This window comes from Phycisphaerae bacterium, from assembly GCA_017999985.1.
Lineage (GTDB): Bacteria > Planctomycetota > Phycisphaerae > UBA1845 > Fen-1342 > JAGNKU01.
Genome location: JAGNKU010000005.1, coordinates 47,449 through 73,770, shown reverse-complemented (window position 1 = coordinate 73,770; position 26,322 = coordinate 47,449). Strand labels below are relative to the sequence as shown.

18 protein-coding genes and 1 other RNA gene are annotated in these 26,322 nt (G+C 67.4%); 11 read left to right on the top strand and 8 right to left on the bottom strand.

Annotated features, from left to right (window positions below; all coding sequences use genetic code 11):
- A complete protein-coding gene (locus tag KA383_08275; protein ID MBP7746116.1) occupies positions 1-1,485 on the bottom strand; it encodes a sulfatase in 1,485 nt (494 codons plus the stop codon).
- 158 nt (positions 1,486-1,643) lie between these two features.
- Here KA383_08275 and KA383_08270 point away from each other — a divergent pair, with 158 nt between their 5' ends.
- Positions 1,644-3,287: a hypothetical protein gene (locus tag KA383_08270; GenBank protein MBP7746115.1), complete on the top strand. Its 1,644-nt coding sequence runs from the start codon at positions 1,644-1,646 to the stop codon at positions 3,285-3,287.
- Here KA383_08270 and ligA read toward each other — a convergent pair.
- Positions 3,284-5,326 carry an NAD-dependent DNA ligase LigA gene (ligA, locus tag KA383_08265; GenBank protein ID MBP7746114.1) on the bottom strand — a complete coding sequence of 681 codons (2,043 nt, stop codon included), beginning with the start codon at positions 5,324-5,326 and terminating at the stop codon, positions 3,284-3,286. The genes KA383_08270 and ligA overlap by 4 nt on opposite strands.
- Positions 5,313-6,044 carry a hypothetical protein gene (locus tag KA383_08260; protein ID MBP7746113.1) on the bottom strand — a complete coding sequence of 244 codons (732 nt, stop codon included), beginning with the start codon at positions 6,042-6,044 and terminating at the stop codon, positions 5,313-5,315. Before KA383_08260 ends, ligA begins: the two co-directional genes overlap by 14 nt.
- Before the next feature lie 276 nt (positions 6,045-6,320).
- On the opposite strand from KA383_08260, the gene KA383_08255 reads away from it, so the two are divergent.
- The 8 genes from KA383_08255 to KA383_08220 all read left to right on the top strand — a co-directional run bounded on the left by KA383_08255 (position 6,321) and on the right by KA383_08220 (position 12,080).
- The gene (locus KA383_08255; protein MBP7746112.1) at positions 6,321-7,103 is read left to right on the top strand and encodes a MotA/TolQ/ExbB proton channel family protein; all 783 of its coding nucleotides are present in this window, start codon (positions 6,321-6,323) and stop codon (positions 7,101-7,103) included.
- A gap of 28 nt (positions 7,104-7,131) precedes the next feature.
- A complete protein-coding gene (locus KA383_08250) occupies positions 7,132-7,887 on the top strand; it encodes an OmpA family protein (GenBank protein ID MBP7746111.1) in 756 nt (251 codons plus the stop codon).
- Positions 7,888-7,909: 22 nt separating this feature from the next.
- Positions 7,910-8,007, top strand: an RNA gene (gene ffs / locus KA383_08245) — signal recognition particle sRNA small type.
- 117 nt (positions 8,008-8,124) lie between these two features.
- On the top strand, positions 8,125-9,702 hold the full coding sequence (gene dnaX, locus KA383_08240; protein ID MBP7746110.1) for a DNA polymerase III subunit gamma/tau: 1,578 nt from the start codon (positions 8,125-8,127) through the stop codon (positions 9,700-9,702).
- A gap of 27 nt (positions 9,703-9,729) precedes the next feature.
- Positions 9,730-10,053, top strand: a complete 324-nt coding sequence (locus KA383_08235; GenBank protein ID MBP7746109.1) for a YbaB/EbfC family nucleoid-associated protein — start codon at positions 9,730-9,732, stop codon at positions 10,051-10,053.
- Positions 10,054-10,092: 39 nt separating this feature from the next.
- Positions 10,093-10,878 (top strand): hypothetical protein, encoded by a 786-nt coding sequence (locus KA383_08230; protein ID MBP7746108.1) that lies wholly within the window; start codon positions 10,093-10,095, stop codon positions 10,876-10,878.
- A gap of 33 nt (positions 10,879-10,911) precedes the next feature.
- Complete coding sequence (recR, locus tag KA383_08225) at positions 10,912-11,517, top strand: recombination protein RecR (protein MBP7746107.1); 606 nt, start codon at positions 10,912-10,914, stop codon at positions 11,515-11,517.
- Between the two features lie 62 nt (positions 11,518-11,579).
- Complete coding sequence (locus KA383_08220; GenBank protein ID MBP7746106.1) at positions 11,580-12,080, top strand: rubrerythrin family protein; 501 nt, start codon at positions 11,580-11,582, stop codon at positions 12,078-12,080.
- Positions 12,081-12,458: 378 nt separating this feature from the next.
- Here KA383_08220 and KA383_08215 read toward each other — a convergent pair whose 3' ends face one another.
- On the bottom strand, positions 12,459-14,945 hold the full coding sequence (locus KA383_08215; GenBank protein MBP7746105.1) for a DUF3459 domain-containing protein: 2,487 nt from the start codon (positions 14,943-14,945) through the stop codon (positions 12,459-12,461).
- Between the two features lie 99 nt (positions 14,946-15,044).
- On the opposite strand from KA383_08215, the gene KA383_08210 reads away from it, so the two are divergent.
- Both KA383_08210 and KA383_08205 read left to right on the top strand, forming a co-directional pair.
- Positions 15,045-17,423, top strand: coding sequence for an extracellular solute-binding protein (locus KA383_08210; GenBank protein ID MBP7746104.1), 2,379 nt, complete (start codon positions 15,045-15,047; stop codon positions 17,421-17,423).
- Positions 17,424-17,427: 4 nt separating this feature from the next.
- Positions 17,428-18,288, top strand: coding sequence for a carbohydrate ABC transporter permease (locus KA383_08205; GenBank protein MBP7746103.1), 861 nt, complete (start codon positions 17,428-17,430; stop codon positions 18,286-18,288).
- A gap of 8 nt (positions 18,289-18,296) precedes the next feature.
- Here KA383_08205 and KA383_08200 read toward each other — a convergent pair whose 3' ends face one another.
- The 4 genes from KA383_08200 to KA383_08185 all read right to left on the bottom strand — a co-directional run bounded on the left by KA383_08200 (position 18,297) and on the right by KA383_08185 (position 25,967).
- Complete coding sequence (locus KA383_08200) at positions 18,297-20,216, bottom strand: hypothetical protein (GenBank protein MBP7746102.1); 1,920 nt, start codon at positions 20,214-20,216, stop codon at positions 18,297-18,299.
- A 210-nt stretch (positions 20,217-20,426) separates the two neighbouring features.
- Positions 20,427-22,787, bottom strand: coding sequence for an alpha amylase C-terminal domain-containing protein (locus KA383_08195; protein ID MBP7746101.1), 2,361 nt, complete (start codon positions 22,785-22,787; stop codon positions 20,427-20,429).
- 200 nt (positions 22,788-22,987) lie between these two features.
- A complete protein-coding gene (locus KA383_08190) occupies positions 22,988-23,650 on the bottom strand; it encodes a PEP-CTERM sorting domain-containing protein (protein MBP7746100.1) in 663 nt (220 codons plus the stop codon).
- A gap of 100 nt (positions 23,651-23,750) precedes the next feature.
- On the bottom strand, positions 23,751-25,967 hold the full coding sequence (locus tag KA383_08185) for a hypothetical protein (protein MBP7746099.1): 2,217 nt from the start codon (positions 25,965-25,967) through the stop codon (positions 23,751-23,753).
- Positions 25,968-26,322: the final 355 nt, after the last annotated feature.

Genomic DNA, 26,322 nt, shown 5'->3' with positions numbered 1-26,322 from the left:
TCAGTCGTCGGAGGGCGCGTTCCGTGAAGTCGGTTGGGTATCCGGTTCGATTTGGTCATCCGCCCGGCTGCCGACGTAGCCGAGGCTCTCCAGGGCCTTGAGCGCCCCGCGGTCGCCGCGGCCCTCGTCCGCGAATGGCTCGAGCTGATACGGGTTCAGATCGTCCAGGATGCGGCGCAGTCGCTCCGCCTGTGCGACCTCGGTGCGATACACGTTGCGGGCCTCGCGCGGGTCGGACGCGAGGTTGAACAGCTCGCTGTCGTCCTGGTTGTCCAGCCGCAGCAGAAGTTTCCAGGTGCCGTCGGTCAGGCAATACAGGTTGCCGTCCTTGGGGCGCCGCGCGAGCATCGCCGCGTTCAGGTCGTACTTGTGCGGGCCGTCGGCGTAGGCGTAGCGCGGCTCGCCGGCGCGCCCCTGCAGCAGGCCGAGCAGCGATTCGCCGGTGACCGGTTGTGGGCTGGGCACGCCGACCGCTTCCAGGATTGTCGGATAGACATCAATGCTGCGCACGAGGCTGTCGATGCGCCGGCCACCAGGCTGGGCCGGCATGCGCACGATGAGCGGCAGGTGGATCTGCTCCTGGTAGAGCAGGCGGTGGGGCCACCAGTTGTGATCGCCCAGCCCCTGGCCGTGATCCGCCAGCACCACGATCAGCGTGTCGTCGTAGCAGCCGCGGGCCTTGAGCTTGTCGATCAGCCGCCCGAATTGCAGATCGACGAACGCGACCTCGGCCGCGTACATGGCCCGCAACTGGTCGGGGCCGGAGCCCGTCGCGGCCTCCATGAACGGCCGGCTGAACTCGGGCGGCGGGGCGGTTTCGGGCACGCCCGGCGTCCAGTCGTGGGGATCCCAGTAGTGCACCCACAGGAAGAACGGCGTGCGCGGCGATGCCTGGTCCAGCCAGGCCAGAGCCGCGTCGGTTGTGTGATCGGAGCGCCGCTGGTTGTCGACCACGCCCCATTCGTAGTGGCCCGTTTCGTCCGGGCGCATGATCCCCTCGGCGGCGCGCGTCAGGCCGCTGTCAAACGTGTCAAAACCGCGCTGAAATCCGTAGAACTCGCTCACGGTGAACGCGCTCAGGAACGCGGCGGTCCGCCAACCCGCGGCCTGCAGCAGCGCCGGCAGATACGGCACGTCGGCCTTCAGCCGGCAGCCCGACTTGGCGTAGATGACGCGCAGCCCGTGCTCGAACGGGTAGAGCCCGGTGAGGATCGACGCGTGTGAAACGGGCGTCGCGGCCGACGCGGAAATGCAGCGCAGGAACTGCGTGCCGTCGGCGGCCAGGGCGTTCAGGTGCGGCGTGTTCGCGGCGCGCTGGGGCTCGTAGCAGCCGATGTAGTCGGCCCGCGTCGTGTCGAGCGTGACCAGCAGCACGTTGCGCGGCTGGCGCGCCTGCGGGCCGGTCCCGCGGTCGCAGCCGCTCCAGGGGACCGCAAGCGCGGCCAGAACGAGCGAAGCCAGTAACCGGGGGACGCGGGTGTTCATGCCATTTTGATCGGGTGGAGCACGATGCGCGAGTATAGGAATCTGCCCACGACGGGTCAATTCTGTCGTGCGACGCGGGCGCGGAACGGCTTGACGCTGCGTGCCGGGCGGGCGGACAATCGGCGCGGTGGCGACGAGCCTGACTCCTGATTGAAATCATGGAACCGACCCCGGAATCTCAGCACTTCGACCTTAGTCCCCAGGCTGTGCCGCCGGTGACCGCCGCGTCGCGGTCGCGCTGGCGGTGGCTGGCGTGGGCGATCCCGCTGGCCGGCGCGGCGGCGGTTGCGTGGCTGTTCGCCCATTTTGTCGCCAGGTACTGTTTTCTGGGCGACGACTGCTTCATTTCGTTTCGCTACGCGCAGAATCTCGTGGCGGGGCACGGACTGGTCTACAACGTCGGCGAGCGCGTCGAGGGCTACACGAATTTCCTCTGGACGCTGCTGATGGCGGCGGCTCTGTGGGTAGAACTGCCGGTGGAGCTCGTCGCCAACGTCCTGGGAATTGCATGCGGCGGGGCCATCCTGGCGGTGCTGGTGTGGTGGGGCGGGCGCGGTGGGCGCTGGACGGAGCCGTGGCTCTGGATCGCGCCGCTGGCCCTGGCAGTCAACCGGACGTTTTGCGGCTGGTCCACGGGCGGCCTGGAGACGCAGTGTTTTGCGTTGCTTGTGCTATCGGGTGCGCTGATATTCTTGCGCGCGCGCGAGCGGAACGTGCGTGTCCCGTGGGGCTCCGCGGCCTGTTTCGCTCTGGCGGCCCTCACACGCCCGGAGGGTCTGCTGTTCTTCGGCCTGACGTGGCTGTTTTTCGCATGCGACTGGCTGGTGCTGCGGCGTCGTACCTGGCGGGCACTGGCGATTTGGAGCGCGTTATTCGGCGTCGTGGTGGGCGCGCACTTCCTGTGGCGCTACAGCTACTATGGCCAGTGGTTGCCGAATACGTTTTACGCCAAGGTGCCGGGGCTGTGGCTGGACCAGGGGGCGGCGTACCTGGGCTTCTTTGTCGCCGATCATTGGCTGGTGTGGGCGCTGCCGGGGCTGGTGCTCGTCGTGGTCCTGCGCCGGGAGTTGGGCACTGCGTATTTGCTGGTATTGGTGCTCGCATTCGCCGCGTACCTGCTCTGCATCGGCGGCGATCGGTTTGAGTTTCGCTTCATGACGCCGGTGTTGCCGCTGCTGTTCTGGCTGCTGCAGGATGGCTTGCGCGCGCTGGGCGCGCGGCCGTGGCGGCGCATGCGCACGCGGGTGGTGGTGACGCTGGCGTGTATCGGGGCGGCGGTGGGGCTGGTGTGGTGCGCGTACCGGCCGAACACGCTGCGGTACGAAGAGCGGCGCGGGATCGCCCATCTGGAGAACATGGGCGCCTATGCCCAGTGGCGGACGAAGGAGGGTCTGTTTCTCAGGGAGCTGGTCGACGAGGGCTACCTGCGTGACGACACGTTGATCGCGGTGGGGGGTGCGGGGGCGCTGCCGTATTACGCGCGTCTGCCCGCGCTGGACTTTCGCGGGCTGAACGATCTCCGGATCGCGCACCAACCGATTACGGAGCGGGGTGTCATTGCGCACGAGAAGGTCGCCACGTGGGAGTATCTCGTCGAGCGGGGCGTCGTCATGCTGGACGTGTGGAACACGCTGGTATTGCCCGATGGCGCGCCCCGGCCGCGGACGCGCAGCATCGACCGCGACGTGTACTCCGGGCCGATTCACTGCGTGCTGGCGAAAGACCGCTACCTGGTCTTCGCGACCACGCTCTCCGACGAGGAATTCCGGCGCGTGTTCGCGCGGTTTCGGATCATGTTCTAGTCCGCGCCGGCCAGCAGCCGCTCGAACTCCGCCTCCGTCAAAACGCGTATTCCCAGCTCGCGCGCCTTGTCCAGCTTGCTGCCCGGCGACTCGCCGGCGACAACGTAGTCGGTCTTCTTGCTGACGCTGCCGGTGGCTTTCCCGCCGTGCTCCTTGATGAGCGCCTCGGCCGCGCTGCGCGAGTACTTGCTGAGCGTGCCGGTGACGACGACGGTCTTGCCGGCCAGGGGGCTGCCGGCGGCGCGTTTCCGCGTGCGCGGCTGGCGCATGTTCACGCCGACGGCGCGCAGTTCCGCGATGGTGCGCTGGCCCGTCGCGCTGGTCAGCCATTCGCGCAGCGAAGCAGATACTTCGGGCCCGATGCCCTCAACCTCTTGAAGCGTGGCCTCGTCCGCGGCCAGTAGAGTGTCAATATCGCCGAAGTGCTCAGCGAGCAGCTCGGCGGTGGTGATGCCGACGTGGCGGATGCCGAGGGCGGCCAGCACCCGGGCGAGCGACTGCCGCTTGCTCGCCTCGATGCCGGCCAGCAGGTTGTCCACGCTCTTTTCGCCCATGCGCTCGAGCTCGATCAGCGCGGGGCGTCGTTCGTGCAGGCGGTACAGGTCAGCATAATTGTGCACGAGCCTGTTCTTCACCAGGGCTTCGACGAGTTTGATGCCGGCTCCTTCGATATCCATCTGGTCCCGGGCGCAGAAGAACCGCAGACGCTCGATGACCTGGGCCGGGCAGGCCGGGTTCAGGCACCGGACGTACACGCCACCCTCATCCTGCACGACGTCCCCGCCACACTCCGGGCAATGCTTGGGCGGTCGGATCGGCTTCGCACCCGCCGGGCGCCGGGCCGCATCGACCGCGACGACCTGCGGGATGATCTCGCCGGCTTTCTCCACGGTCACCGTATCGCCCACGTGCAGATCGAGCCGCCGCACCTGGTCGAAGTTGTGCAGCGTGGCCCGCTTCACGGTGGTCCCCGCCAGTTGCACCGGCTCCAGGTTCGCGACCGGCGTGATCGTCCCGAGCTTGCCGACCTGGAAGTCCACCGAAAGCAGCCGGCTCTGGGCCTGCTCGGCGGCGTACTTGTACGCCATGCACCAGCGCGGCGCCTTGCTCGTCGTCCCAAGCCGGCGGCGCTGGTCGAGGCGGTCGATTTTCACGACCAGCCCGTCGGTGTCATACTCCAAGGCGTGCCGCTGGGGTTCCCATTCGTGGACGAACGCGATCACCGCATCGATATCGCGGCACTGGCGCGCGTGGCGGCTGATCGGAATGCCCCACGCGCGGAAGCGTTCATTGAGCGCGCTGTGCGTTCGCGCACCGATCGGAGCCGGGTCGAGCACACCGAAGCCGTGGCACTGAAACGCCAGGCCGCGCTGCGCGACGATGCGGGCGTCGAGCTGTTTCAGCGTGCCGGCGGTCGCGTTGCGCGGGTTGGCGAAGGGCTCCTCGCCATCGGCGACGCGTTGCCGGTTGCACGCCTCGAAATTCGCCCGCGGCCAGTAGACCTCGCCGCGCACCTCGACGATGCGCGGCCAGCCGGTGCCGTGCAGGCGCAGGGGCACGCTGCGGATCGTCCGCAGGTTCTGCGTGATGTCGTCGCCGGTCTCGCCGTCGCCGCGCGTAGCGCCCAGCGCGAGCGCGCCGTCCTCGTAGCGCAGCGCGACGGCCACGCCGTCGATTTTGGGATCGACGAGGTACGTGTACGGCTCGTCGCCCAGTGCCCGCCGGACACGCGCGTCGAATTCGCGCAGTTCCTCGGGCGAATACGTGTTATCGATGGAGAGCATCGGCACGGCGTGGCGGACGTGTGCGAACCCCTCGAGGGGGCGTTCGCCGACGCGCTGGGTCGGCGAGTCGGGGGTGATGAGCTCGGGGTGGGCGGTCTCCAGCGTCCGCAGTTCGCGCAGCAGCGCGTCGTAGCGCTCGTCGCTGATTTCCGGCGTGTACAGGACGTAATAGAGGTGGTCGTGGCGGCGGAGCTCGGCGCGCAGCTCCGCGATGCGGGCGGCGATGTCCGCGGGACCGGGCTTACCGGGGCTCATGGCTGGCGGCCGGCACGAGCGGCGCGGGCTGGGTCACGACCTCGAACTGCAGGCCGCTGAGGGTCAACTCGGCGGTCGCGGTGCGTCCGGTGGGGATGTCGACCTTGGCCAGGCCGGCGATGTAGATATCGGCGAATTCACCCGGCGCGAGCGTGATCGTGAAGCGCGGGCTCTGCTCGGCCTGGCTCTGCGTGGTGCCGTTCGAGGTGTTTTGGTCGAGGAGCACCAGGTCGCGCAGCATGCGCCCGCGACTGTCGCGCACGTACAGCCGCAGGCCGACAACCGCGTCCGGCAACTGCGCGTCGGGCTCGGCGTGCAGGCGATATGTGCTGTGGCAGCGGGCGGTGATGTCGAGGTCCATTTGCTGGTCGGTGCCATTCGCCAGCGAGTGACCAAGCTGGAAGAGGCTCTCGGCCGTACCGCTGAACTTCACGGCGGCCGTGGCGCTGGCCGAGCCGGTTGGGTCGGCGGTGGCGTCCCCGTCCGCGGTGCCGTCGAGGCCGGCCTGGCGGGTGCTGCGCGGCAGGGCGATCGCAAAGCGCTCGTCCTGCGGCACCCGAAGCGTGGTGCTGTGGGGTTGCCCGATGAGGCGGGGCCTGGGGCGGGCGGACAATTCGCTGCCGAACTGACTGCCGCCGCAGCCGGCGCAGGCCAAGAGCGAAGTCGCCAGCAAGAATGCGCAGCCGCCTCGCGGGCGGCGCTGCGTAGCGCGTCTCATAACCCGTACTCCGTATGGGGCCATGCCGCATTGAAGCACCAAGGCGCCGGGCCGGCAAGGGTGTCGGATCCGGGCCGGCCAACGCGGGGCGGGAGCGCCCCGGCGCGGTGCGGGTGGCCGGATTATGGGCATGCCCGCAGGCGCCCGCGGGCCGGGGCATTGAATCCTCGTCGCGGTTGCACGCTGGTTCTTGCCGGACCGATACGAGGTATGGAGCAGGCGGGACGCCGCGCATGGTGCGCGGCCACTGTTCGTCTACCAGGGCAACGCGCACGCATGGACCTTGCGACGCTCATTGGCTTTGTCGCCGGTGCGGTCATCTTCATCGGGTCGCTGATCGCTGGAGCGGGTGACTCCATCGGCGGCTTCCTCGATTATCCCTCGGTCATCATGGTGCTGGGCGGCGGCATTTCGATGACGCTGCTCAGCGTGCGCTTGGATCGCTTCCTGGGGTTCCTGTCGATCGTCAAGAACGCGCTCTTCACCCACCGGAAGTCGCCACTGCAGATGATCCAGGAACTCGTGCGGCTGGCCGAGGTCAGCCGGCGCGAGGGTGTGCTGGCCCTCGAGAAATACCTGGAGGAAATTGACGACCGCTTCGTGGCAACGGCGCTGCGGATGGTCGTGGACGGCATGGACCCGGACACCGTCAAGCAGAGCATGGAGGCCGAGATGGCGGCGATCGACTTCCGCCATGGCGAGAGCAAGCAGGTGGTCGACCTGCTCGGCAAGTACGCCCCCGCGTTCGGGATGATCGGCACGCTGGTCGGGCTGGTGATCATGCTGTCGAACATGGATGACCCGAAGAAGATCGGGCCTGGCATGGCGGTGGCGATCCTGACGACGTTGTACGGCGCGATCATGGCCAACATGGTCTGTCTGCCACTCGCCGACAAGCTCAGCAACCGCCATGCGCAGGAGATGTTGAATCTGACGATCGCGCAGGCGGCCGTGCTGGGCATTCAGGCCGGGGACAACCCGCGCATTCTCCAGTCCAAGCTGACCGTTTACCTGTCGCCGCGGCTGCGCGCGAAGCTGGAAAGCGAGAAGAGCAGCTAGGCCCGCCCCGGGGCCGGGAGACAGCCCGATGGCGATCAAGAAGCGTGAGGCTCCATCGGGGGCGCCGGACTGGATCGTCACCTACGGCGACATGATGTCGCTGCTGCTGTGCTTCTTCATCATGCTGGCGGCCCTGGCGAACTACGACAAGCAGGACAAGCGCCTGATGACTGCCATCGAGTCGATCCGCGAGGCGCTGGGCACGCCGGGACAGGTTGGCTGGCTGCCTGCCGACGAAATCGATCTCAACTCCCTCCACCAGCAACTGATCGAGGTGGTGCATCTGACGAACCGGAACAACCGTGCCCGGGCCGACGCGGAGGGGCTGGAAGGCCCCGACGCGGCCGTGCGCAACATCCGCGACGGGGTGGAGTTCGTGGTCGGCGGCCCGGTTGCCTTCACCCGCTTCAGCGCTGAGCTCCGTCCGGAAGCCGAGCCGCTGCTGGCCGGATTCGCGGAGCGCGTGCGCGGCTTCCGCAACAAGCTTGAGATCCGCGGTCACGCCACCCGTGAACCGCTGCCTGCCGATGCACCGTTCTCCAGCGACATGGCCCTGGCGTTTGCCCGTGGCGAGGCGGTCCGTCTGAAGCTGATCGAACTCGGCATCGCGCCCGAGCGCATCCGCGTCAGCGCCGCCGGCGCGTACGAGCCTCTGGTCCGCCCGGCCTACGGCGAGGGTCAACTGGCCCAGAACCGGCGCGTCGAAATCCGCGTGTACGACACGTGCGTCGAGGATTTTGAGGATCCGGAACCCCGGCTGGATGCTTCGGGCGCGGAGGGGTAAGATACCCGGTTGCCCGAGGTGACGGCTGGGCCGGTGCAGTGCGTCGGTCGGACAACGGGTCAGGACCGGAAGGTAGCAGCCCACCCGGCACGGCCCACGTGCAGCGTCAACCTGGCTGGAGCCTCGGGCACTTGCTGAGTTCGAAGGTGACCAGGTAACAAGGTAACAAGGCGTGCCACGGCACGTGCAGTTGCGTTGTGACCGGGTTCCTGTGCAGATGAGCGAGGCGTTCCGGCCGTGGCATATACCGTCCTGGCCCGCAAATACCGCAGCCGCACCTTCACCGAGGTCATCGGCCAGGAGCCGATCGCCACGACCCTGGTCAACGCCATCCAGGTCGGCCGGATCCACCACGGCTACCTGTTCACCGGCACGCGCGGCGTCGGCAAGACGAGCATGGCCCGCATCCTGGCCAAGGCCCTCAACTGCCTGAAATACGACGCCCCGACCGCCACGCCGTGCTGCGAGTGCGACGTCTGCCGGGCGATCGCCGAAGGGCAGGACGTCGACGTGCTTGAGATCGACGCGGCCAGCAACACGGGCGTGGACAACATTCGCGAATTGCGGAGCAACACCGCCTACCGGCCGGCGCGGGCCCGCTTCAAGGTCTACATCATCGACGAAGTGCACATGCTCTCGACCGGCGCGTTCAACGCGCTGCTGAAGACGCTCGAAGAGCCGCCCGAGCACGTCAAGTTCATCCTCGCCACCACCGAGATTCACAAGGTTCCGGCCACGATCCAGAGCCGCTGCCAGCGCTTCAATTTCCGCAACATCGGCCCCGAGGCGATCGCGCAGCGTCTTGCGGAGATTGCTGTCGCCGAGGGGGCGCAGGCTGAGCCGGCGGTGGTGCAGCGCGTGGCGCGGCTGGCCAACGGCTCGATGCGCGACGCCCTGAGCATTCTGGACCAACTGCTCGCGGTGTCGCCCCAGAAGCTGAGTGCGGCGGTGCTCGACGAGTTGCTTCCGCCGGCCCAGGACGAACGCATCTTCAGCCTGTTGCAGCACGCCGCCGCGGGCGACGTGCCCGCGCTGCTGAGCGAGCTGGACGGCATCCTCGGGGCCGGGCAGGGGCTGGAGGTTTTCTGTAACGACACGATTGAGATCGCGCGAACGCTGCTGCTTGTGCGGACCTGCGGGCCGGATGCGGCGATGGTGGACGTGCCAGCCGGGGCGCGCGATGCGTACGTCGCGCTCAGCCAGCGTTTCGAGCTGTCGCACTACGTGCAGATGATCGCCATGCTGGAGGAGCTGCGCCGCAACGTGCGCTACAGTGGCGTGGGCCGGGCGCTGACGGAGGCCGTGCTCGTGCGCATCGCGCGGATGCACGCGTGGGCGTCGATCGAGCAACTGCTCCGCCAGGTGCCGGCCGCGGCTGACAGCGGTGGCGAAAAAAAAAAGCTCCCGCCCGTCCGGCCGGCGGTAAGTCCCCCCGTTCACACAACGAGCGCTAAGGTTATGCATCCCGGCCCTGGAGGACAGGCCTCCGGCCTGTCGCCTGACCGACCAGAGGTCGGTCCCCCAGTGGATGTTGTCCGGCGCTCGGGACCGAACCTGCCATCGCTGGACGAACCGGACGTGGAGCACGACGGCCTGACACAGATTCCGGATGACTATCAGTCGGTGGAAACGCCGCCGGCTGCAGCCCCCGCGCCCGCCGGCGAGCTCGTCCGGCGCGAGATCTCGGCTGAGGAGCGGCGGCGGGTGGAGCAGGATCCGCTGGTACGGCAGGCGCTGGAGCTTTTTGACGGAGTTTTGATTCATGTCGAGCGGCGGGCTGCGGCCCCGACCGTTGCGGACCCCCTTGCGGAGTGAGCCATGTTCGGAAACCTCGGCCAGATCATGAACCTGATGAAGAACGCCGGCCAGATCAAGCAGGGCATGCAGGACATGAACGAGCGCTTGCAGGCGGCGCGGTTCGTGGGCGAGGCCGGGGGTGGGCAGGTGCAGGCCACCGTCGACGGGCGCGGCGAGATGGTCGCCCTGAAGATCGACCCGGCGCTGGTCCAGGCCGGCGACGTCGAGATGCTCGAGGACCTGACCTGCGCCGCGGTCCGCGATGCCGTCAATCGCAGCCGGGCCGCCGTGCAGAAGGAGATGCAGGAGCTCACTGGCGGGCTGAACCTGCCGGGCATGGGTGACCTGCTGGGCGGGGGCCGACCGTAGGCGTGCGCGACCGCGCGGGAGCGGTGGCGAGGTGGCGGGATGATCCTGAAGTACATCGGCGAAGAGCAGGATGACGCGCCGGCCAAGGCCCGCGCGCCGCTGACGATCGGCCAGCGGTACGAGGTGGCCGAGATCTACGAGTGGCCGTGGCGGCTGATGGTGCGCCAGCCGGGCGAGACGCGCTGGCCGGCGCCGGGCAGCCCGTGGTTCGGCTGGAGCGCGGACGAGTTCGAGGACCACACGGAGCCAATTCCGATCCTGCGCTGCGGCTTCGAGCATATCGAGCGCTTCATGCACTTCTACGGGGCCTTGTTGAGCCAGCCACGCGACATCGAGCGCTTCCGCGCGCTGTACTACCTGCGACCGCCGCACTTCGGCGAGACGTTCGAGGCGTGGTTCGCCAGTCCGCAGGCGGAGTTGAGCGCGGCTGCACGCTACTACGCGCCCGATCTGCCGCCGCTGAGCGCGGACGTGGGGCGGGCCTACTATGACTGGCAGCACTTTCCGGCCCACTCGTTCGGGCCGGCGGAGTCCGGCGTGGTTGACGAAGCGGTGGCGGCCGAGCCGGCGCTCAAAGCGCCGTTCCTGTTCGTCGGGCGCAGTTGGGAGCCGCAGTGCTGCCAGGCGTGCCTGGATGCACGGACGGCTGCGCTGAAGGCGTGCCTCGAACGACTGCTGGCGAGCCTGGGCATCGCGGGTGTCGCGGTCGGGCCGACGCGGCTGCGGTTCTGGCAGCGGGCCGAGAGTGAGACGGCGCTGGAAGAGGAGGATGCGGGGGACGAGCATGGCGAGGAGCCGGAGCCGTCCGAGGAGGAGCGCTGGTAGCGGATCGTCCGCTGCCGGCCGCATAATGACGCCATGAGTGAATCAACGCTGACGGGTCCGCTGCAACGGCTGATGGACGAGCTGAAGAAGCTGCCGGGCATCGGGGCGCGCTCGGCGGAGCGGATCGCGTTCCACCTGTTGAAGGCCGAGCGTGACGAGGCGCTGGCGCTGGCGAAGGCGATCGTCGCGACGAAGGACGAGATCCGCCCGTGCGCGCGGTGCTACAACCTGGCCGACGCGGAGCTGTGCCACATCTGTGCCGATGGCCGCCGCGACCAGGCCCAGATCGTCGTCGTGGAGCAGCCGAAGGACTTGTTGAGCCTGGAAGCCACCGGCCTGATCACCGGCGTGTACCACGTCCTGATGGGGCACATCGCGCCGCTCGAGGGGCTGGGGCCGGCGGACCTGACGATCGACGCACTCGTGCAGCGCGTGAGGGCCGGCGACGTGCGCGAGGTGATTCTCGCGACGAACCCGACGCTCGAAGGCGACGCGACGGCGTTGCACATCACGAGCGTGCTGGCAGACACCGGCGTGAACGTGACACGCCTGGCGCGCGGAATTGCGCCGGGGTCGCAGATCGAGTTTGCCAACCGAGCGATGCTCGAGGCGGCGATTCGCGGCCGGAAACAGGCATAGGACAACGGGCAGACCGGGCGAGCGAACTCGGCCTGCAGCCACACCCAACCAGGAGCGACATCATGGCGACCACCGACAATCTCAAGGCGGCGTTTGCCGGCGAAAGCCAGGCCAACCGCAAGTACCTGGCGTTTGCGCAGAAGGCGGAGGCCGATGGCTTCCCGCAGGTCGCCCGGCTGTTCCGGGCGGCGGCCGAGGCGGAGACCATCCACGCGCACGCCCACCTGCGGGTGCTGCACGGCGTGCAGGGCACGGCGGACAACTTGAAGGTGGCAATGGAGGGCGAGGCGCACGAGTTTCGAAGTATGTACCCGGAGTTTGTCGCGGAGGCCGAGCGCGAGGGTCAGAAGGCGGCGCTGACATCGTTCCGCAACGCCATGGCGGTGGAGAAGACGCATCACGATCTGTACTCCGCGGCGTTGAAGGCGGTGCAGGCCGGGCGCGACTTGCCCGCCGCCCCGATCTACGTCTGCGCCGTGTGCGGCCACACGGTGATCGGCGAGGCGCCGGACAAGTGTCCGGTGTGCAACGCTGCCCGCAGCAAGTTCGCCGCCGTGGCGTGAACAGGAGCCACGAAGCCACGGTGCCACGCAACGATGCGGGCAGAGCCCCGAGCGCCAGCGGGCGGGTCCGCGCAGCGCGGTGGAGCCACGCAGCCAAGGAGGGGGAGGCGCGTGCGAATGCGGGAACGTGGGAACGGAATGGCGGGGGGCGATTGCCCGGCGGCGCGGTGGTCCAGCTCGCTGGCAGGTCGCGAACAGATGCGACCTGCCTTACATGCTGGATGGCCGAGTCGAGGGTTGGCCACCGCACGCGCGCCACGGGGGGCCGACGCCACATCACCGGCGGGACGCCGATAACACACGAAGCAAAGCAGAGCTTTGCTGTCCCCCTCCGTGCCTGCGTGCCTTCGTGCCTTCAGGTGGTGGGCGGTGCCCACCCTACTTCGGCGTTGCTGCGTGGAGGACTACGCCGGCGATCGGGGGGACGCGCACGGTAAGCCTGTGCTCGGTCGCGGTCAGGTCGCCCTCGGCGCCGAAGACGAAGCGCCAGGGGTTCGGGGCACTGAGCGGCAATGGCACGATCACCTGCCGCTCGACGTCGGACGCGTTGAGCACGACGACGAGCTGCTCGTTGTCGTCCTTCCGCAAAAACGCCCACGCGTCCGCCTCGTCGTCGGTGGCCAGCGTCTGGAACGTGCCGGTCTGCAACGCCGGGTGGGCGTTGCGCAGCGCGATGATCGCCTTGTAGAACGCCAGATGGTCCTGCATCACGAAGTTCTCTTCCGGCTTCTCGTACGGCTGCAGGTCTTCCCAGAGCATCGGCTTGCGGCCGGTCGGGTCGGCGGCGCCCCACATGCCGACCTCGTCGCCGTACCAGATCATCGGTGCGCCGATGTACGTCATCTGCAGCAGCGCGGTCAGGCGGGCCCGGGCGTACTCCGTGGCGGACGGCTTGTTGTTGTTGTACTTGACGCCTTCGAGCTGCGGGCGGTTGCCCTCGTTGTAGGGCCGGTCCGGATTTAGCGCCATCGACGCGACGCGGTCGGTGTCGTGACTGTCGAGGAGGTTCTGCAGCACGAGCGTCGCGGCCAGCGGGTAGGCAACGCGCAGCTCGCGCAGCCGGCGGTCGATCTCGCTCGGCGTAATCTTGTGCTTACGGTTGAAGACCCACGCGGTCGCCGGCCGGGCGAATTCGTAGTTCATGACGGCGTCGAAGTGCCGGCCGTCGAGCCATTGGTCGGCGCGGTCCCAGATTTCGCCGCTGATGTAGGCGTCGGGGTTGATGCTCTTCACCAGCTTGCGCCACTCGACCCAGAACGGGGGCGCGATTTCGTTCGGCACGTCCAGTCGCCAGCCGTCGATGCCATCGCTGGGGTTACCGTCGCCATCGGGGTCCATCCAGCGGCGCGTGACGGCGAAGATGTGCTGCTTGACCGCTTCGCACGCCAGGCCGTCGGGGCTCTTCCGGAACACGGGTAGCTCGCTGAACCCGGCCCAGCCTTCATGCTTGAAGGGCTTCCACGACAGGATGCTGAACCAGTCGGCGTACTTCGATTTCTTGCCGTTCTTGACCACGTCCTGGAACGCGGGGTGGGCCGTGCCGACGTGGTTGAACACGCCGTCGATGATCACACGGAACCCCTGTGCATGCGCTGTCTTCAGGAATTTCAGGAAGCGCTTGTCCGAGGCGGTCCACTTCCAGGTCGACGGGTCGGTGAGGTCTTCCTGCGCCGCGACGGCGTCGTAGTCGCCCTTGGTTCCGAAGTGGTCGTCGACGTGGAGGTAGTTCGTCGCGTTGTACTTGTGGCTGCTCTCGGCCTTGAATATCGGCAGAAGGTAGATCGCGTTCACGCCGAGGTCGCGCAGGTAGGGCAGCTTCTCTTCCAGCCCGTCGATGTCGCCGCCGTACTGGCGATCGAACACGAAGTGCTTGTAGAACGTCTGGCCGTCCTGGCCTTCCCACGGCGACTTGGTGAACCACTCGCTGGTCCAGGGCCGCACGGGCTCGCGGTCGTTGGTCGGGTCGCCGTTGCGGAAGCGGTCGACCATGATCTGGTACCAGATGACGTGCTGGGCCCACTGCGGGGTCTGGAAGATGTCGGCCTTGGACACGGGCACTCCATAGGTCTCGGGGCTGCTCGCCCGCAGGGTTCCATCCGCCACGACAAACACGTAGCGGATTTCCGGTTCCGCGCCGTCCTTGGCCGCCGGCGGTGCGGCCACGCGCGCCTCCCAGAGCGTGAAGGGCTCTTCCGTGGAGATGGCATCCATCTCAGCCCGGTCGCCGCCGACGGGCACGACCCACACATGCTCCACATCGTGGGTCAGTGTGCGCAGCCGGACCAGCACCGTCTGGTCGGCGAGGCGCTGAAAATACATCGGCCGGTCGGGCTGATGCTCAAAAGCCAGGGCGTCCACCTGGCCGTCGCCCGTGCGGGCCGGCGACTGCTTGAGTTGCGCGATGCGGCCGAGGCGCAAAATCGTGTTCTCGCCGCTGCGGCCATCGGAGACGCGGTCGGCATTTTGCGGGTCGGGCAGCCAGCGATCGCCGTCGAGCACGAACTTGTAGAGGTGCACGCCGGCGCCCAGGTCGAGCGTGGTGGACCAGCGACCGTCGGCGTCTGGACCGCTCATGGGCATCGCGGTCGGGTTCCAGTTGTTGAACGTGCCGGCGAGCGTGACGGACTTCACCGGCGTATCCGGCTTGAAGTCGAACCGGCAGCGCCAGCGTCCGGACTCGAGCGACGTCGTGGTGACCGAGGCGGGTAGCGCACCTGGATCGACGTCGCGCGCGATCGTCAGTGCCGGGGCCGGCGGCCAGTCGTCGCCGGCGCGCGCGGCGCAGGCACAGAATGCTCCTGCCAGAAGAAGCGCGCAGCAGCCAACCGGCAGGATGGATCGAGCGGTCAGTTTGAACCGTGTCATGGCGCGGATTATACTCCGTCGTCTGTGCCGAGCGGTTCCCGGTATTGCAACGCGGTGGCGCTGCTCGTGCAAGCCTGTGGACGACGAGTTGGACCGCGCGTGACATCGGCCATTTTCCGCCAGATCGCGTCCCTGCTCCGCATCGCCGTGGTAGTCGTGGCGGCGGGCTTGACGCTCTGGGCGTTCGGGTGGGTGGCCGTCCGGCCGTTTCTGCGCCACGCGGAAGCGCGTCCGGGCCAGGTCCAACTGACGCTCATGCACTGGGGGGACGACCGCGAGGACCAGATCGTGGCGCAGCTCGTCGCGGGGTTCGAGCGGAAACATCCCGACATTCGCATCCTGCGCATCAACCCGGGCGGTGCCGATTCCGTCACCACCAAAGTCCAGACGATGGTGGCGGCGGGCGATCCGCCGGACGTGCTGCAGCTCGGGTACGAGAAGGTCGCCGGCTGGGCGGACAAGGGACTGCTCGCGGCGCTCGAGCCGTTCATGGAGGCCGACCGGGCGGCGGGCGATCCGGACGCGCTGACGCAGAGCGACTTCTACACCAACGTGATCGACTGTTTTCGCTTCGACGGCCGTGTGACCGGGCGTGGCCCGCTGTACGCGATCGCGAAGGATTTCACGACGGTCGGGTTTTACTACAACCGCGACCTGTTCCGTAAAGCCGGCGTGCCGGAGCCGTCGCCGGACGGCTGGACCTGGGATGAGTTCATCGCGGCGGCCCGGCAGATCGGACAGTTGCCGGGCTGCTACGGCGCCGATTTTGTCACGTGGGAAGCGATGCTGCGGGTGTATTGCTGGACCGAGGGTGTCGACTTCACGACCGATGGATTCCAGACGTTTGACTTCAACAACCCACGGCTGGCGGAGGCGCTCGACCGGCTGCGCGGCTGGTTCTTCGAGGACACCCGCGCGCTGGCCAGCGCCAAGACGCAGCTCGAGACCGGCGAGGACCCGTTTCTGTCGGGCCGGGTGGGGATGGCTGGGCCGTTTGGGCGCTGGAAGGTGCCGGTCTATCGCCTGATCACCGATTTCGACTGGAATTTTGCGCCGCTGCCGCACGGGCGAGACCATCCGCCGGCCAACGGCATCTTCACGAGCGCGTGGGCAATGTCCGCGAACTCGAAGCACCCGCAGGCGGCGTGGAAGCTCATTCGGTACCTGTGCGGCGAGGAGGGGCAGCGGCTGATCTCCGAGCAGGGGCTGGCGATTCCGTCGATGATTCGGGTGGCCGAGAGCAAGTCGTTTGCGGACCCGGCGCTCAAGCCGGACAACGACGACGTGTACCTGAAGGCGATCCCGTGGGCCCGCGCGATCGACTGGCCGGCGGACCCGAAATACATGGACCGGCTGCGCAAGCGCATGGAGGAGATCTTCAAGATTGGCACGCGGCCGGTGCGCGCGGTGCTCGCGGACGTGCAGCGCGAGTGGGAGGCGTACCGGCAGGCGCAGGTGCTGGGCACCGACTATCCGCGCGTGCGGTGGGGCACCATCGCGACAGGGAGCGGCATTCCGCTGGCCGGGCTGCTGGTCGTCGCGGGCGTGCTCTGGTGGCGGCGCCGGCCGAGCCGCATCGCGCTGCGCGAGGAGCTGGCGGGCCTGGGGATGATCAGCCCCTGGGTGATCGGCTTCGTCGCCTTCACGGCGTTTCCGGTGCTGCTGTCGCTGCTGCTGGCGTTTACGCAGTGGAGCGGCCTGGCGACGCTGGACCATGCGGAATGGGTCGGGCTGGACAACTATCGCCAGATGGGCCGCGACGCGACGTTCGCCAACGCGCTGTGGGTGACGGCGTTCTACGCGGCGCTGGCGGTGCCGCTCGGACAGATACTGGCCTTGCTGGCGGCGCTGCTGATGAACCACGAGGTGCGCGGCGTGCGGCTGTTCCGGGCGGCGTGGTATCTCCCGAGCGTGCTGGCGGGCGTGGCGATCGCGATCCTGTGGAAGTGGGTCTTCCACCACGAGCACGGCATGCTGAATGCGCTGCTGAATCCGCTGCTGCCCGAGGGTTACGCGGCCCCGCGCTGGTTCGAGCGCGACGCGCAGACCTGGGGCGTGCCGGCGTTCGTGATCATGAGCTTCTGGAGCATCGGCGGGACGATGATGATCTATCTCGCCGGCCTGAAGGGCATCTCGCGCGAGCTGTACGAGGCCGCGTCGATCGACGGGGCGAGCGCGCCGCGGCGTTTCGTGCACGTGACGTTGCCGATGCTCAGCCCGGTCATTTTCTTCAATACGATCATCGCGATGATCGCGTCGCTGCAGACGTTCACGCAGGCGTACGTGATGACCGCCGGCGGGCCCGGCGATGCGACGCGGTTCTACGTGGTGTACCTGTATAACCAGGCCTTTGACCTGCACGAGATGGGCTATGCGTCGGCGATGGCGTGGCTGCTGTTGCTGATCATCCTGGTGCTGACGCTGCTGGTGATGCGCGGCAGCCGGCGGTTCGTGTATTACGAGGCCCTGCGGACGTGACGCCATGAAGCCTTCCACGCTGGTGGTGTTGATCGCGCTCGTCGCGGGCAGCCTGATCATGCTGTTCCCGCTGTGGTGGATGCTGAGCGTGAGCCTGTCCACGCCCGCCCAGGCCAGTGCGGCGGCGACCAGCCTGAGCGATTTCAACTGGATGCCGCAGCTTGCGAACTGGCACAACTATCCCGAGGCCCTGCGGAACATGGGCAGTCGGCAGCCGTGGCAGGGTTTTCTGGACGCGCTGGCGAACACGATTGTGGTCACGGTGCTGAGTGTGATTGGGCAGGTGCTCTCATGCAGCCTGGTGGGCTACGCGTTCGCGCGGCTGCGGTTTCGGGGGCGCGGGCCGGCGTTCGTCGTCATGATCGCGACGATGATGCTGCCGGCGCAGGTGACGATGATCCCGATGTTCATCCTGTTCCGCTGGTTCGGCTGGATCAACACGTTCCTGCCGCTGGTGGTGCCGATGTTCTTTGGCACGCCGTTCTACATCTTCATGTTCCGCCAGTTCTGCGCGCAGGTGCCGGAGGCACTGGTGGAGGCGGCGCGGATCGACGGTTGCGGGCACATCGGCGTGTGGTGGCGGGTGATGCTGCCGCTGTGCAAGCCGGTGATCGCGATCACGGCGATTTTCGTATTCATCTTCGTGTGGAACGACTTCCTGGGCCCGCTGATCTACCTGCACAGCGAGGACCAGATGACGCTGGCGGTGGCGCTAAATTCATTCAAGAACCAGTACGGCGATTTCCGCGATGCGCACTGGCTGATGGCGGCGAGCATCGTGACGATGGTGCCGTGCATCGTGCTGTTCCTGGCGGCGCAGAAGCAGTTCGTCGGCGGCCTGCAACTGGGGGCGGTCAAGGGCTGACCGTGTCACTACTGGCTGCCACTGCTCAGCAGCGCGACGAACGGGTTGATGTCGCGGAAGGTGACGTACCCGTCGTGGTTGAGGTCTCCGTTCAACGCGTGGCAGTATGGATAGGCGGTTTTCCAGGCGGTGGCGCTCGATAGGTAGAGCGTGAACGGGTTGATGTCGCCGAAGTTGAGCAGCCCGTCACAATTCAAGTCGCCGCGGCAGGCCTTCAGTCCCAGGCTGTGATATGCGCCGGCGTCGATGGCGACGAAGTCCGCGTTGGGCGCGGGGACGGCGCACTGCCCGTACTCGTTCGAGCCCCACGCGACAACGGCGCCGAAGACTTTCAACCCGATGCTGTGCTCCGCGCCGGCCGCGATGGCGGCAAAGCCTGCGTTGGGCGCAGGGATGTCACACTGCCCGGCGGAGTTCAGACCCCAGGCAGCCAGTGCGCCAGTCATCCGCAGGCCCAGGCTGTGATGCGCGCCGGCGGCGATCGCGCGAAACCCGAGGTTCGGAGCGGCGACATCACACTGCCCGGACGAGTTCCCGCCCCAGGCCACAATGGTGCCGTTGGCTTTCAGGCCCAGACTGTGATACGCGCCGGCGGCGATGGCCACAAAACCCTCGTTCGGCTGCGGTACCTGGCACTGCCCCTCGGAGTTGTCGCCCCACGCCGCTACCGACCCATTCGCCTTCAGGCCGAGGCTGTGACACTCGCCCGCGGCCACGGCGATGAAGCCGCTGTTCGGCACTGGCACGTCACACTGGCCGCACGCACAGCAGCCCCACCCGACGACGGAGCCGTCACTCCGCAAGCCCAGAGTGTGGTGTCCTCCCGCGGACACGGCCAAAAAGCCCGAGTTCGGCGACGGGACGCTGTGCACGTTGTCCAGGTCTGATCCCCGGATGATGATCGAGCCGTCGGTCCTCAGGCCCGCGAGGTGCATTCCAAACGGGTACCCATAGAGGCAGCCGCCACCCGAGATCCCGACGAACCCGCTGTTGAACGGCGGCACGTCGCACTGGCCATAGTGGCTGTTTCCCCACGCGACGACCGAGCTGTCCGCCTTCCACGCCAGGTTCCGGTCGCCGCCCGCGACGATGTCCACAAAACCTGCATTGGGTGCGGGGATATTGCACTGACCGGCGTAGCGGCGTCCCCACGCAACGAGCGTGCCGTCGGCCCGCAGTGCCAAACTGTGCGCCGCGCCCGCCGCGACGCGCACGAAGGCCGCGTTAGGCGAGGGCACGTCGCACTGATCGTAGGTGTTGCTGCCCCACGCGACGACCGAGCCGTCGGCCTTCAGGCCCAGGCAGTGGGCATCGCCGGTGGCAATGCCGACAAAGTCGGCGTTGGGCTCGGGCACATTGCACTCGCCGTACGTGTTACTGCCCCACGCCACAATCGTCCCATCGGACTTCAGGCCCAGGTTGTGGTTCTCGCACGCCGCGATGCTGATGAAGTCCGTGTTGGGTTCCGGCACGTTGCACTGGCCCTGGTTGTTGACGCCCCAGGCCGCAATCGACCCGTCGGCCTTCAGCCCCAGGCCGTGCATTCGGCCGACCGCCAGCGCAACAAAACCGTTGCCCGACGACGGCGGCGCGCTGCTGGAGCCCCAGGTTACGATTGTGCCATCGCTGCGCAGGCCCAGGCTGCAGGTCGTGCCCACCGCAACCTCCGTGAAGCCCGTGTTGGGCGCTGGGACCGCACATTCGCCGTCAATATTGCGGCCCCACGCGACGACCGATCCGTCGCCACGCACAGCGAGACAGTGGTCGGAACCTACCGCCGCTGCCACCAGCCCGGTCATTGCGCTCGGCGGCCGAGCGACATAATCGCCCCAGACAACCATGGCCCCGGAGTCCTGGCCCAGCGCGACGACGCTCAGCAGCAGCGCTGCCAGAAGCGGGCCAGCGCGCCGCAGATGCGTGGCTGTCATGCTGTCTTACCTCCGCCCGAGTTGTCGCGCCGCGGCAGGGCCAAGCCTGCCAGCCGAACGCACGCCGCGTGCAGTATACCGCGCGCTCGCCCGCACGATCACGAGAAACAGGGACTTGGTGACGCGCCTCGGCCGCGGTGGGGCGGGTCACGGTGTCACGGCCAGGGCAGGCGAATCAGGTCAATTTGAGAGCGGCTCCCGCGCTGCGGCCTACCGTCCAGTGCCGCTCAGCAGGGCGACGAAGGGGTTGATATCGCCGAAGCCGACCGTGCCGTCGGCGTTGATGTCGCCGTTGGCATCCGGGCAATCCGGATAGAGCGCGTCGTACGTGGCCGGGTTGCTCAGGCGCAGGACGAACGGGTTGATGTCGCCGAAGCCGACCTGCCCGTCGCAGTTCAAGTCGCCGCGCAGGAACGGGGGCTGGTTGTAGCGGAACACCAGCAGGCCCATCTGCGGGATCGTGAGCCACGCCGAGTTGGGCATGCCGTCGTAGGGCGTACTGACGGCGTTGACCGAGCCGCCGTTGCCGACGTTGTTGCCGAGGTACGCGCCGGCCTGGCTGTTGAGCAGCTCGTACCAGGTGCCACTCTGCGGGAAGCCGATCTGGTAGTTGTACAGATCACTGTTGTTAAGGCTGGCGACGACGATGAGGTCGTTGCCGTCGTTGCACCAGCGGTGGAACGCGATGACGTTGTTGTAGTCGTCGACGTGGTGGATCTCATAGCCGGCGTTGGAGCGGAAGCCGCAGTTGGTCTTGCGCACGTTGATCAGGTCGCGGAAGAACAACGTCATGGGGGCACGGCCGACGGCCTTGGACCAGTCGATGCGGTTGCTGTAGCCGCTGCCGAAGGCGATGCTCTCGAGCCACTCGCCGCCCTGCAGGAACATGGGGATCCCGGGGACCAGCAGCGTCAGGCCCTGGGCGAGCTTGGAGCGCCCCTGGGCCCACAGGCTGTACGGGTTGCCGCTGTCAATCGCGACCGCCAGCCGGCCCTGGGCCGCCTCGTCGTGGCTTTCAACGTAGCGCGTCAGGTGGGTCTTGTTTGGGTAGCTGGAATCCGTGATGGCGTCGCGGACCTTCGACATCTCCGGGTCGCCGTAGCCGGCGTCGAAGATTTCCTGCCGCACGTTGTCGTTGAACGAGTCGTGCCACTGGCTGTCGAAGCCGGCGCCGCCGGCCCCGGTCGTGTAGGTGATCCACGGATCGTTGGGCAGCTCTTCGGCGATGGAGATGGCGTCGATCTTGCGGGCGTCGATGTTGTGGTTGATGCGCTGCATGAGCGCCCAGCCATCGGGGTAGCCGCCGGGGAAGATCGCGTTGTCGCGCATGTAGCGGGTGGCGTCCATGCGGAAGCCGTCGACGTGGTACTCGTCGAGCCAGTGCAGCACGTTGTCGGCGTAGTAGTCCTTGACCTCCTGCTTCCAGAAGGCTGCCTGAGAGCCCCAGGGTGTCTCGACGGCCGGGTTGTCGAAGTAGATCTGTGTGCCGTCGTAGTACCACATGAAGTTGCCGCTGGGGGAGAAGTGGTTGTAGCAGACGTCCAGCAGGACGGCGATGCCGTGCTGGTGCAGCCGGTCGATCGTGTACTTCAGGTCGGCGGGGCTGCCGTAGGCGTTCTCGGGCGCCCAGTTCTCGATCGGGTTGTAGCCCCACGATTCGTAGTAGTCGAATTCGGTAATCGGCATCAGCTCGACGGCGTTCACGCCCAGGTAGAGCAGGTGATCCAGGTGCGCGTCGACGATGTCGCGGAAGCGGCCCATGCGGTTCAGGCCGTCGTTGTAGCCCGAGAACGTGCCCACGTGCAGCTCATAGATGATCAGGTCCTCGAACGGCGGCGTGACGAAGTCCGCGTCGTCCCACGCGTGGGCGTCGGGGTCGATGATGTAGGTGTTGTTGTTGTCGCTGGGGTTGATGGCCCGGCCGCGGGCGTCGGTCTTCCACACCGAGTTCGGCTGGAAGACGTACTTGTACTGCTGGTTGGCGCTGACGGGCGCGGCGACCTTGCGCGTGAAGTACGCGCCACTCTTGGTCATCGGCAGCGACGTGGAGTTCCAGCCATTGAACTGCCCGGCGACGTACGCGGAGGTTGCGCCGGGCGCCCAGACCTTGAAGACCGCGCCGCCGTCGCTCGTGAGCGTGGCGCCGAGCGGGGCGTGGCTGAGCGTGCTGAAGTTGAGCGTCCAAGCAGCGGCCGGCACGCCGTCCGACATGCCGTTGGGCCCGAGGTAGTCGGTGTCGCTGCCGTCGGTCAATTCGATGTAGTACTGCAGGGTGCCGGTCGGAGTCGAGGCGGGGACCGTGGCCTGCCACACGTCGTAGACGCCGCGGTGATGGCTGAAGGCCGCGTCCACCCAGACGGGCGCGCCGGCGTTGACGTAAACGCGGGCTGCGGTGATGTCATAGTGATATGTCTGGAACGCGATGGTGAAGCTCTCGCCGCCGATCGGGCAGCGCGGCGCGCGGTCGAGCCAGTCGATGTGCGTGACGCCGTCCCATTCGACATCGTTGTCGTGCGTGGCGCCAAGCGTCAGCACGGCCAGACTGCAAAGCAGCAGGGTTCGCGCGGGCATGGATGGACCTCGAGCGGGAGGGCGGCGTTCTTTCGTTCGGCGGCGCAGCGCACGCCGCTGGAGTCACCTGATTATACCGGGCGCGACACGGACGACCAAGCCAGAGCAGCGCGGGTGTGCCGGTGCGTGCAGGACCAATAAAGCGGGCGCGGGCTTTCGCAAGCCCGCGCCCGCGGGGATTCAAACACGCGGCTTTCCGACTAGCGGCGCCGGATGAACAGACCCAGCAGCGCCAACCCGAGCAGCGAAGCCGGTTCGGGGATGACGTTCCAGCGGCCGTTCGGCAGGTCGAGCAGGAAGTACAGCGGCTCGTTATCGGCGGTTGTTGTCCAGGTGATGTCGTAGCCGTAGTTACTGAAGTCTGAGCCGATCGAAATGTCCCAGTCGCCCTCCTTGCGGAACTTGAAGTAGTACGTGCCCATGGTCGGAACGACGTACCCGCCGCCGTAGAGGCCGCTGCCCAGCGCGGACAGCGTGACGACCGGCGCACTCCAGCCGTTGAACGAGCCCATCACGTCCCAGCCGTGGAGGCCCTTGTCGACGTAGCCGACGCGGTTCTCCGGCGGGAACCAGCCGTCGCCCTGCGCGCCGGGATAGAAGTTGATCGTGAAGGTCCCGTCCGCGCCGAAGTCCGCGCGGGCGTTGTTGCCCGGCCACGTCTGGCTCCAGTCGCCGACCGTGACCTTCCACTCGTGCCGGCCGGTGGCGCCGAGCACGGTGTACTGGTACCAGCCACCCATGTCCGCCATCACGTAGGCCGGATCGCTGGGGTTCCAGCCCTGGAAGCTGCCGGCGACGAAGTAATCCGCCAGGGCCGGCATGGCCAGCGCGGCCAACACTGATACAACTGCGATTGCTCTCATTTAGACTTCCTCCTCAGACTCCAAGGTTCCTCGCGACAATCGTGGCGCCGGGCCCCGTGGCCCGGCGCCACACCAATGTGCTCCTCCTCCAGGATCGCTGCTACGGGCAGATGATCGGCAGCGAACTTGTGCTCAACAGCGTCACGAACGGGTTGATGTCGCCGAAGCCCGGATACGAGTCATCGTCGTTGATGTCGCCGTTCTTCAGCGGGCAGCCGGGGTAGGTGGTCAACCAGGCCGGCGTGTTCGACAGGTAGAGCACGAAGGCGTTGATGTCGCTGAACGCGACCTGCCCGTCACAGTTCAGATCGCCCAGGCAGTATTCCGGGGCGGCCGTGACTTCGACCTTCGCGCGCCCGACCAGCCCGTCCACCCAGAAGGCGACAGTGTCCGTCGCGGCGCCGACCGTGAACTGCCAGTTCGCCGTGTTGACGCTGCGCGCATCCCAACTGATCGAATCCCACGTGCCGGTCTTCACGGCCTTCCAGGCGTAGGTTGCGGCCGGCAGTCCGGTGACTTCCAGCTTGTGGATGCCGCCACCCTGCGGGGCCATCGCGCCGTGCGGGTCGGCGTTGTTCCAGTCGGCGCCGCCCAGCTCGCTCAAGAAGTCGCCGACCGCGGTCCAGGTGCCGGCGTCCACACTCACACCGAGGCGGTCGCGCGTCGGCGACCAGCCGTCGCTGTAGAAGTTGGAGTCGTACGTGAGCGTGATATCGCCCGCGGCGCTCGCGTAGAACCAGCTGTTTGCCGAAGGCAGGTTGTGGGTCCACGTGCCATCGGTGACTTTCCATTCGTAACGGCCATTGACCGTCAGCCCGCTGAACGTGATCGTCCAGATCCGGCTACCCGGCGCCGTTTCGATCATCGGGTCAGCGCCCGCGTCCCACTGGTTCGGGCTCTGCATCTGCCCGGCCGCGTAGGGCGTGGCGATCGTCGGTTCCGCACAGGGGTTGCTCGCGCAGGTGACACCCGGGAAGAAGACGGTCAGGCCAGTGCACTCAAACCGCCGCGTCTCGGTGCAGACCAGTCCGTCGCAGCAGGCGCCGGCTTCGCACGGCGAGCTGTCGCAGTTGGTGTAGTCGCCCTGGTAGATGCCGCCCAGCGCGGCACACTCGGCCGCGGTCACGACGCTGCACGTGTTCGCCACGCAGCAGGCGCCGGTCGCTGCCAACAGGCAGGGGCAACCTTCGCAGGTCGTCTCCGCGCCGCCCCACGTGCCGCCCAGCGACGTGCACTGCGCTTGCGTCCGAATCAGGCACTGGCCGCTGTAGCCGTCGTCGATGCAGCACCGGCCGGCCGGCGTTGCGTCGCACGGGTTGCCGTCGCAGTTCGAGTTGTCGCCCTGGTACACGCCACCCGAGCTCACGCAGTTGGCCTGCGTCCGGATCGAGCACGCCGTACCGATGCAACAGGCGCCGGTCGGCGTGGGCGCGACCGGGACGGCGAACGGCTGCTGGATACCGAACGCCACGGTCCCGAAGTTGACGTTGCGCGGCTCGCCGAGGTTGTCGCCCACCAGGCCGGCCAGGCCGCCGAGAACCTGGTTCGACACGAAGTCGTGCTGCTGCCCGTTGATGAACGTGGTGATCCAGATTTCGTCCGTCGGGTTGCCGAGGGCCGCCAGCGGGATCGCCAGTTCCATGCCGGTCAGGACGCCCGAGCCGTCGCTGCCGCCGACGCCGCCGTCGACGCCGTAGATGTTGCTGTTGTCCACAGTACAGAGGATCGCCGGCGCGCCGAGATCACCGCCCGTCAGGACCCCGCCCAGGGTCTCGCACTTCGTCAGCCCGGCGCCGCAATAATATGACACGCCGGGATTGCCGGCGTTCACGTACAGCTCTGCGTAGTCCACATACAGATTGGTCGGGTTGCGGCCGTAGCAGTTCACCGAGACCCAGAAGTCGGCCTCGAACCCGAACTGGAAGGTCAGGCCGTTGCCACTGCCGTCATCCGACATGCGCAGCAGCCCGACGTTGGGTGTGCCGGGGTTGGTGCTGAGCAGGCGGTTCTGTCCGCCGGCGCGGGTGTCGAAGAAGATCTCGAGGCGGTTGCCGTTGTCCTCGAAGTTGCCAGCCAGCGTGAGATAGAGCGTGCCGTTGTAGATGACGCCGTAGGCGGCATCGAGTTCGGAGCCGTTGCAGGCGTCCGGGCGACCGAGGCTGGCGTTGCCGAAGTTTGTCTGCGTGTCTTGGATGACCAGGGGGGTATCCGGGGGGTAGAGCGTATCGCTGGCTGAGCCGTCGATGACGGGGGGCCCGGCGAGCGCCGGCAGAGCGAACAGCATGAGACTTGCTGTGAGACAACACCAGTTCTTCATGGCAATCCTCCAAGGGGCCTCGTGTGTGGGTGACCTGTCGTTGCGACCTTCGTGGTTCCGGGGTGCACCGCGCGACGGGCTGCCGTCATGCGGCGCGCATATCGAGCGAACGAGATGCTCGCGACGAATCCACTCCGCAGGCATGCGACTCGCTGAGGCGCGTGCGTCTTTCTCCCTGCTTCATCCCGCCGCGCTCCCGCGTTACACGTGACCTCTGAGCTTAAGTGGAGGTCCCGGAGTGCGGCAAACTCCTAATCAGAATGAACTTAGCCCACGGATGTGCGCCTGTCAAGTTAAATCGCGGCTGCGGCCGTCCAAAGCAGCCCGGCGTGCGGGGACGGCGTCGGTGGTCGGC

Excerpts from the sequence above, each read along its gene's own strand:
- KA383_08275 (MBP7746116.1), bottom strand. The coding sequence starts at position 1,485 with ATGAACACCCGCGTCCCCCGGTTACTGGCTTCGCTCGTTCTGGCCGCG.
- KA383_08270 (MBP7746115.1), top strand. The coding sequence starts at position 1,644 with ATGGAACCGACCCCGGAATCTCAGCACTTCGACCTTAGTCCCCAGGCT.
- ligA (MBP7746114.1), bottom strand. The coding sequence starts at position 5,326 with ATGAGCCCCGGTAAGCCCGGTCCCGCGGACATCGCCGCCCGCATCGCG.
- KA383_08260 (MBP7746113.1), bottom strand. The coding sequence starts at position 6,044 with ATGAGACGCGCTACGCAGCGCCGCCCGCGAGGCGGCTGCGCATTCTTG.
- KA383_08255 (MBP7746112.1), top strand. The coding sequence starts at position 6,321 with ATGGACCTTGCGACGCTCATTGGCTTTGTCGCCGGTGCGGTCATCTTC.
- KA383_08250 (MBP7746111.1), top strand. The coding sequence starts at position 7,132 with ATGGCGATCAAGAAGCGTGAGGCTCCATCGGGGGCGCCGGACTGGATC.
- KA383_08235 (MBP7746109.1), top strand. The coding sequence starts at position 9,730 with ATGAACCTGATGAAGAACGCCGGCCAGATCAAGCAGGGCATGCAGGAC.
- KA383_08230 (MBP7746108.1), top strand. The coding sequence starts at position 10,093 with ATGATCCTGAAGTACATCGGCGAAGAGCAGGATGACGCGCCGGCCAAG.
- recR (MBP7746107.1), top strand. The coding sequence starts at position 10,912 with ATGAGTGAATCAACGCTGACGGGTCCGCTGCAACGGCTGATGGACGAG.
- KA383_08220 (MBP7746106.1), top strand. The coding sequence starts at position 11,580 with ATGGCGACCACCGACAATCTCAAGGCGGCGTTTGCCGGCGAAAGCCAG.
- KA383_08215 (MBP7746105.1), bottom strand. The coding sequence starts at position 14,945 with ATGACACGGTTCAAACTGACCGCTCGATCCATCCTGCCGGTTGGCTGC.
- KA383_08205 (MBP7746103.1), top strand. The coding sequence starts at position 17,428 with ATGAAGCCTTCCACGCTGGTGGTGTTGATCGCGCTCGTCGCGGGCAGC.
- KA383_08200 (MBP7746102.1), bottom strand. The coding sequence starts at position 20,216 with ATGACAGCCACGCATCTGCGGCGCGCTGGCCCGCTTCTGGCAGCGCTG.
- KA383_08195 (MBP7746101.1), bottom strand. The coding sequence starts at position 22,787 with ATGCCCGCGCGAACCCTGCTGCTTTGCAGTCTGGCCGTGCTGACGCTT.
- KA383_08190 (MBP7746100.1), bottom strand. The coding sequence starts at position 23,650 with ATGAGAGCAATCGCAGTTGTATCAGTGTTGGCCGCGCTGGCCATGCCG.
- KA383_08185 (MBP7746099.1), bottom strand. The coding sequence starts at position 25,967 with ATGAAGAACTGGTGTTGTCTCACAGCAAGTCTCATGCTGTTCGCTCTG.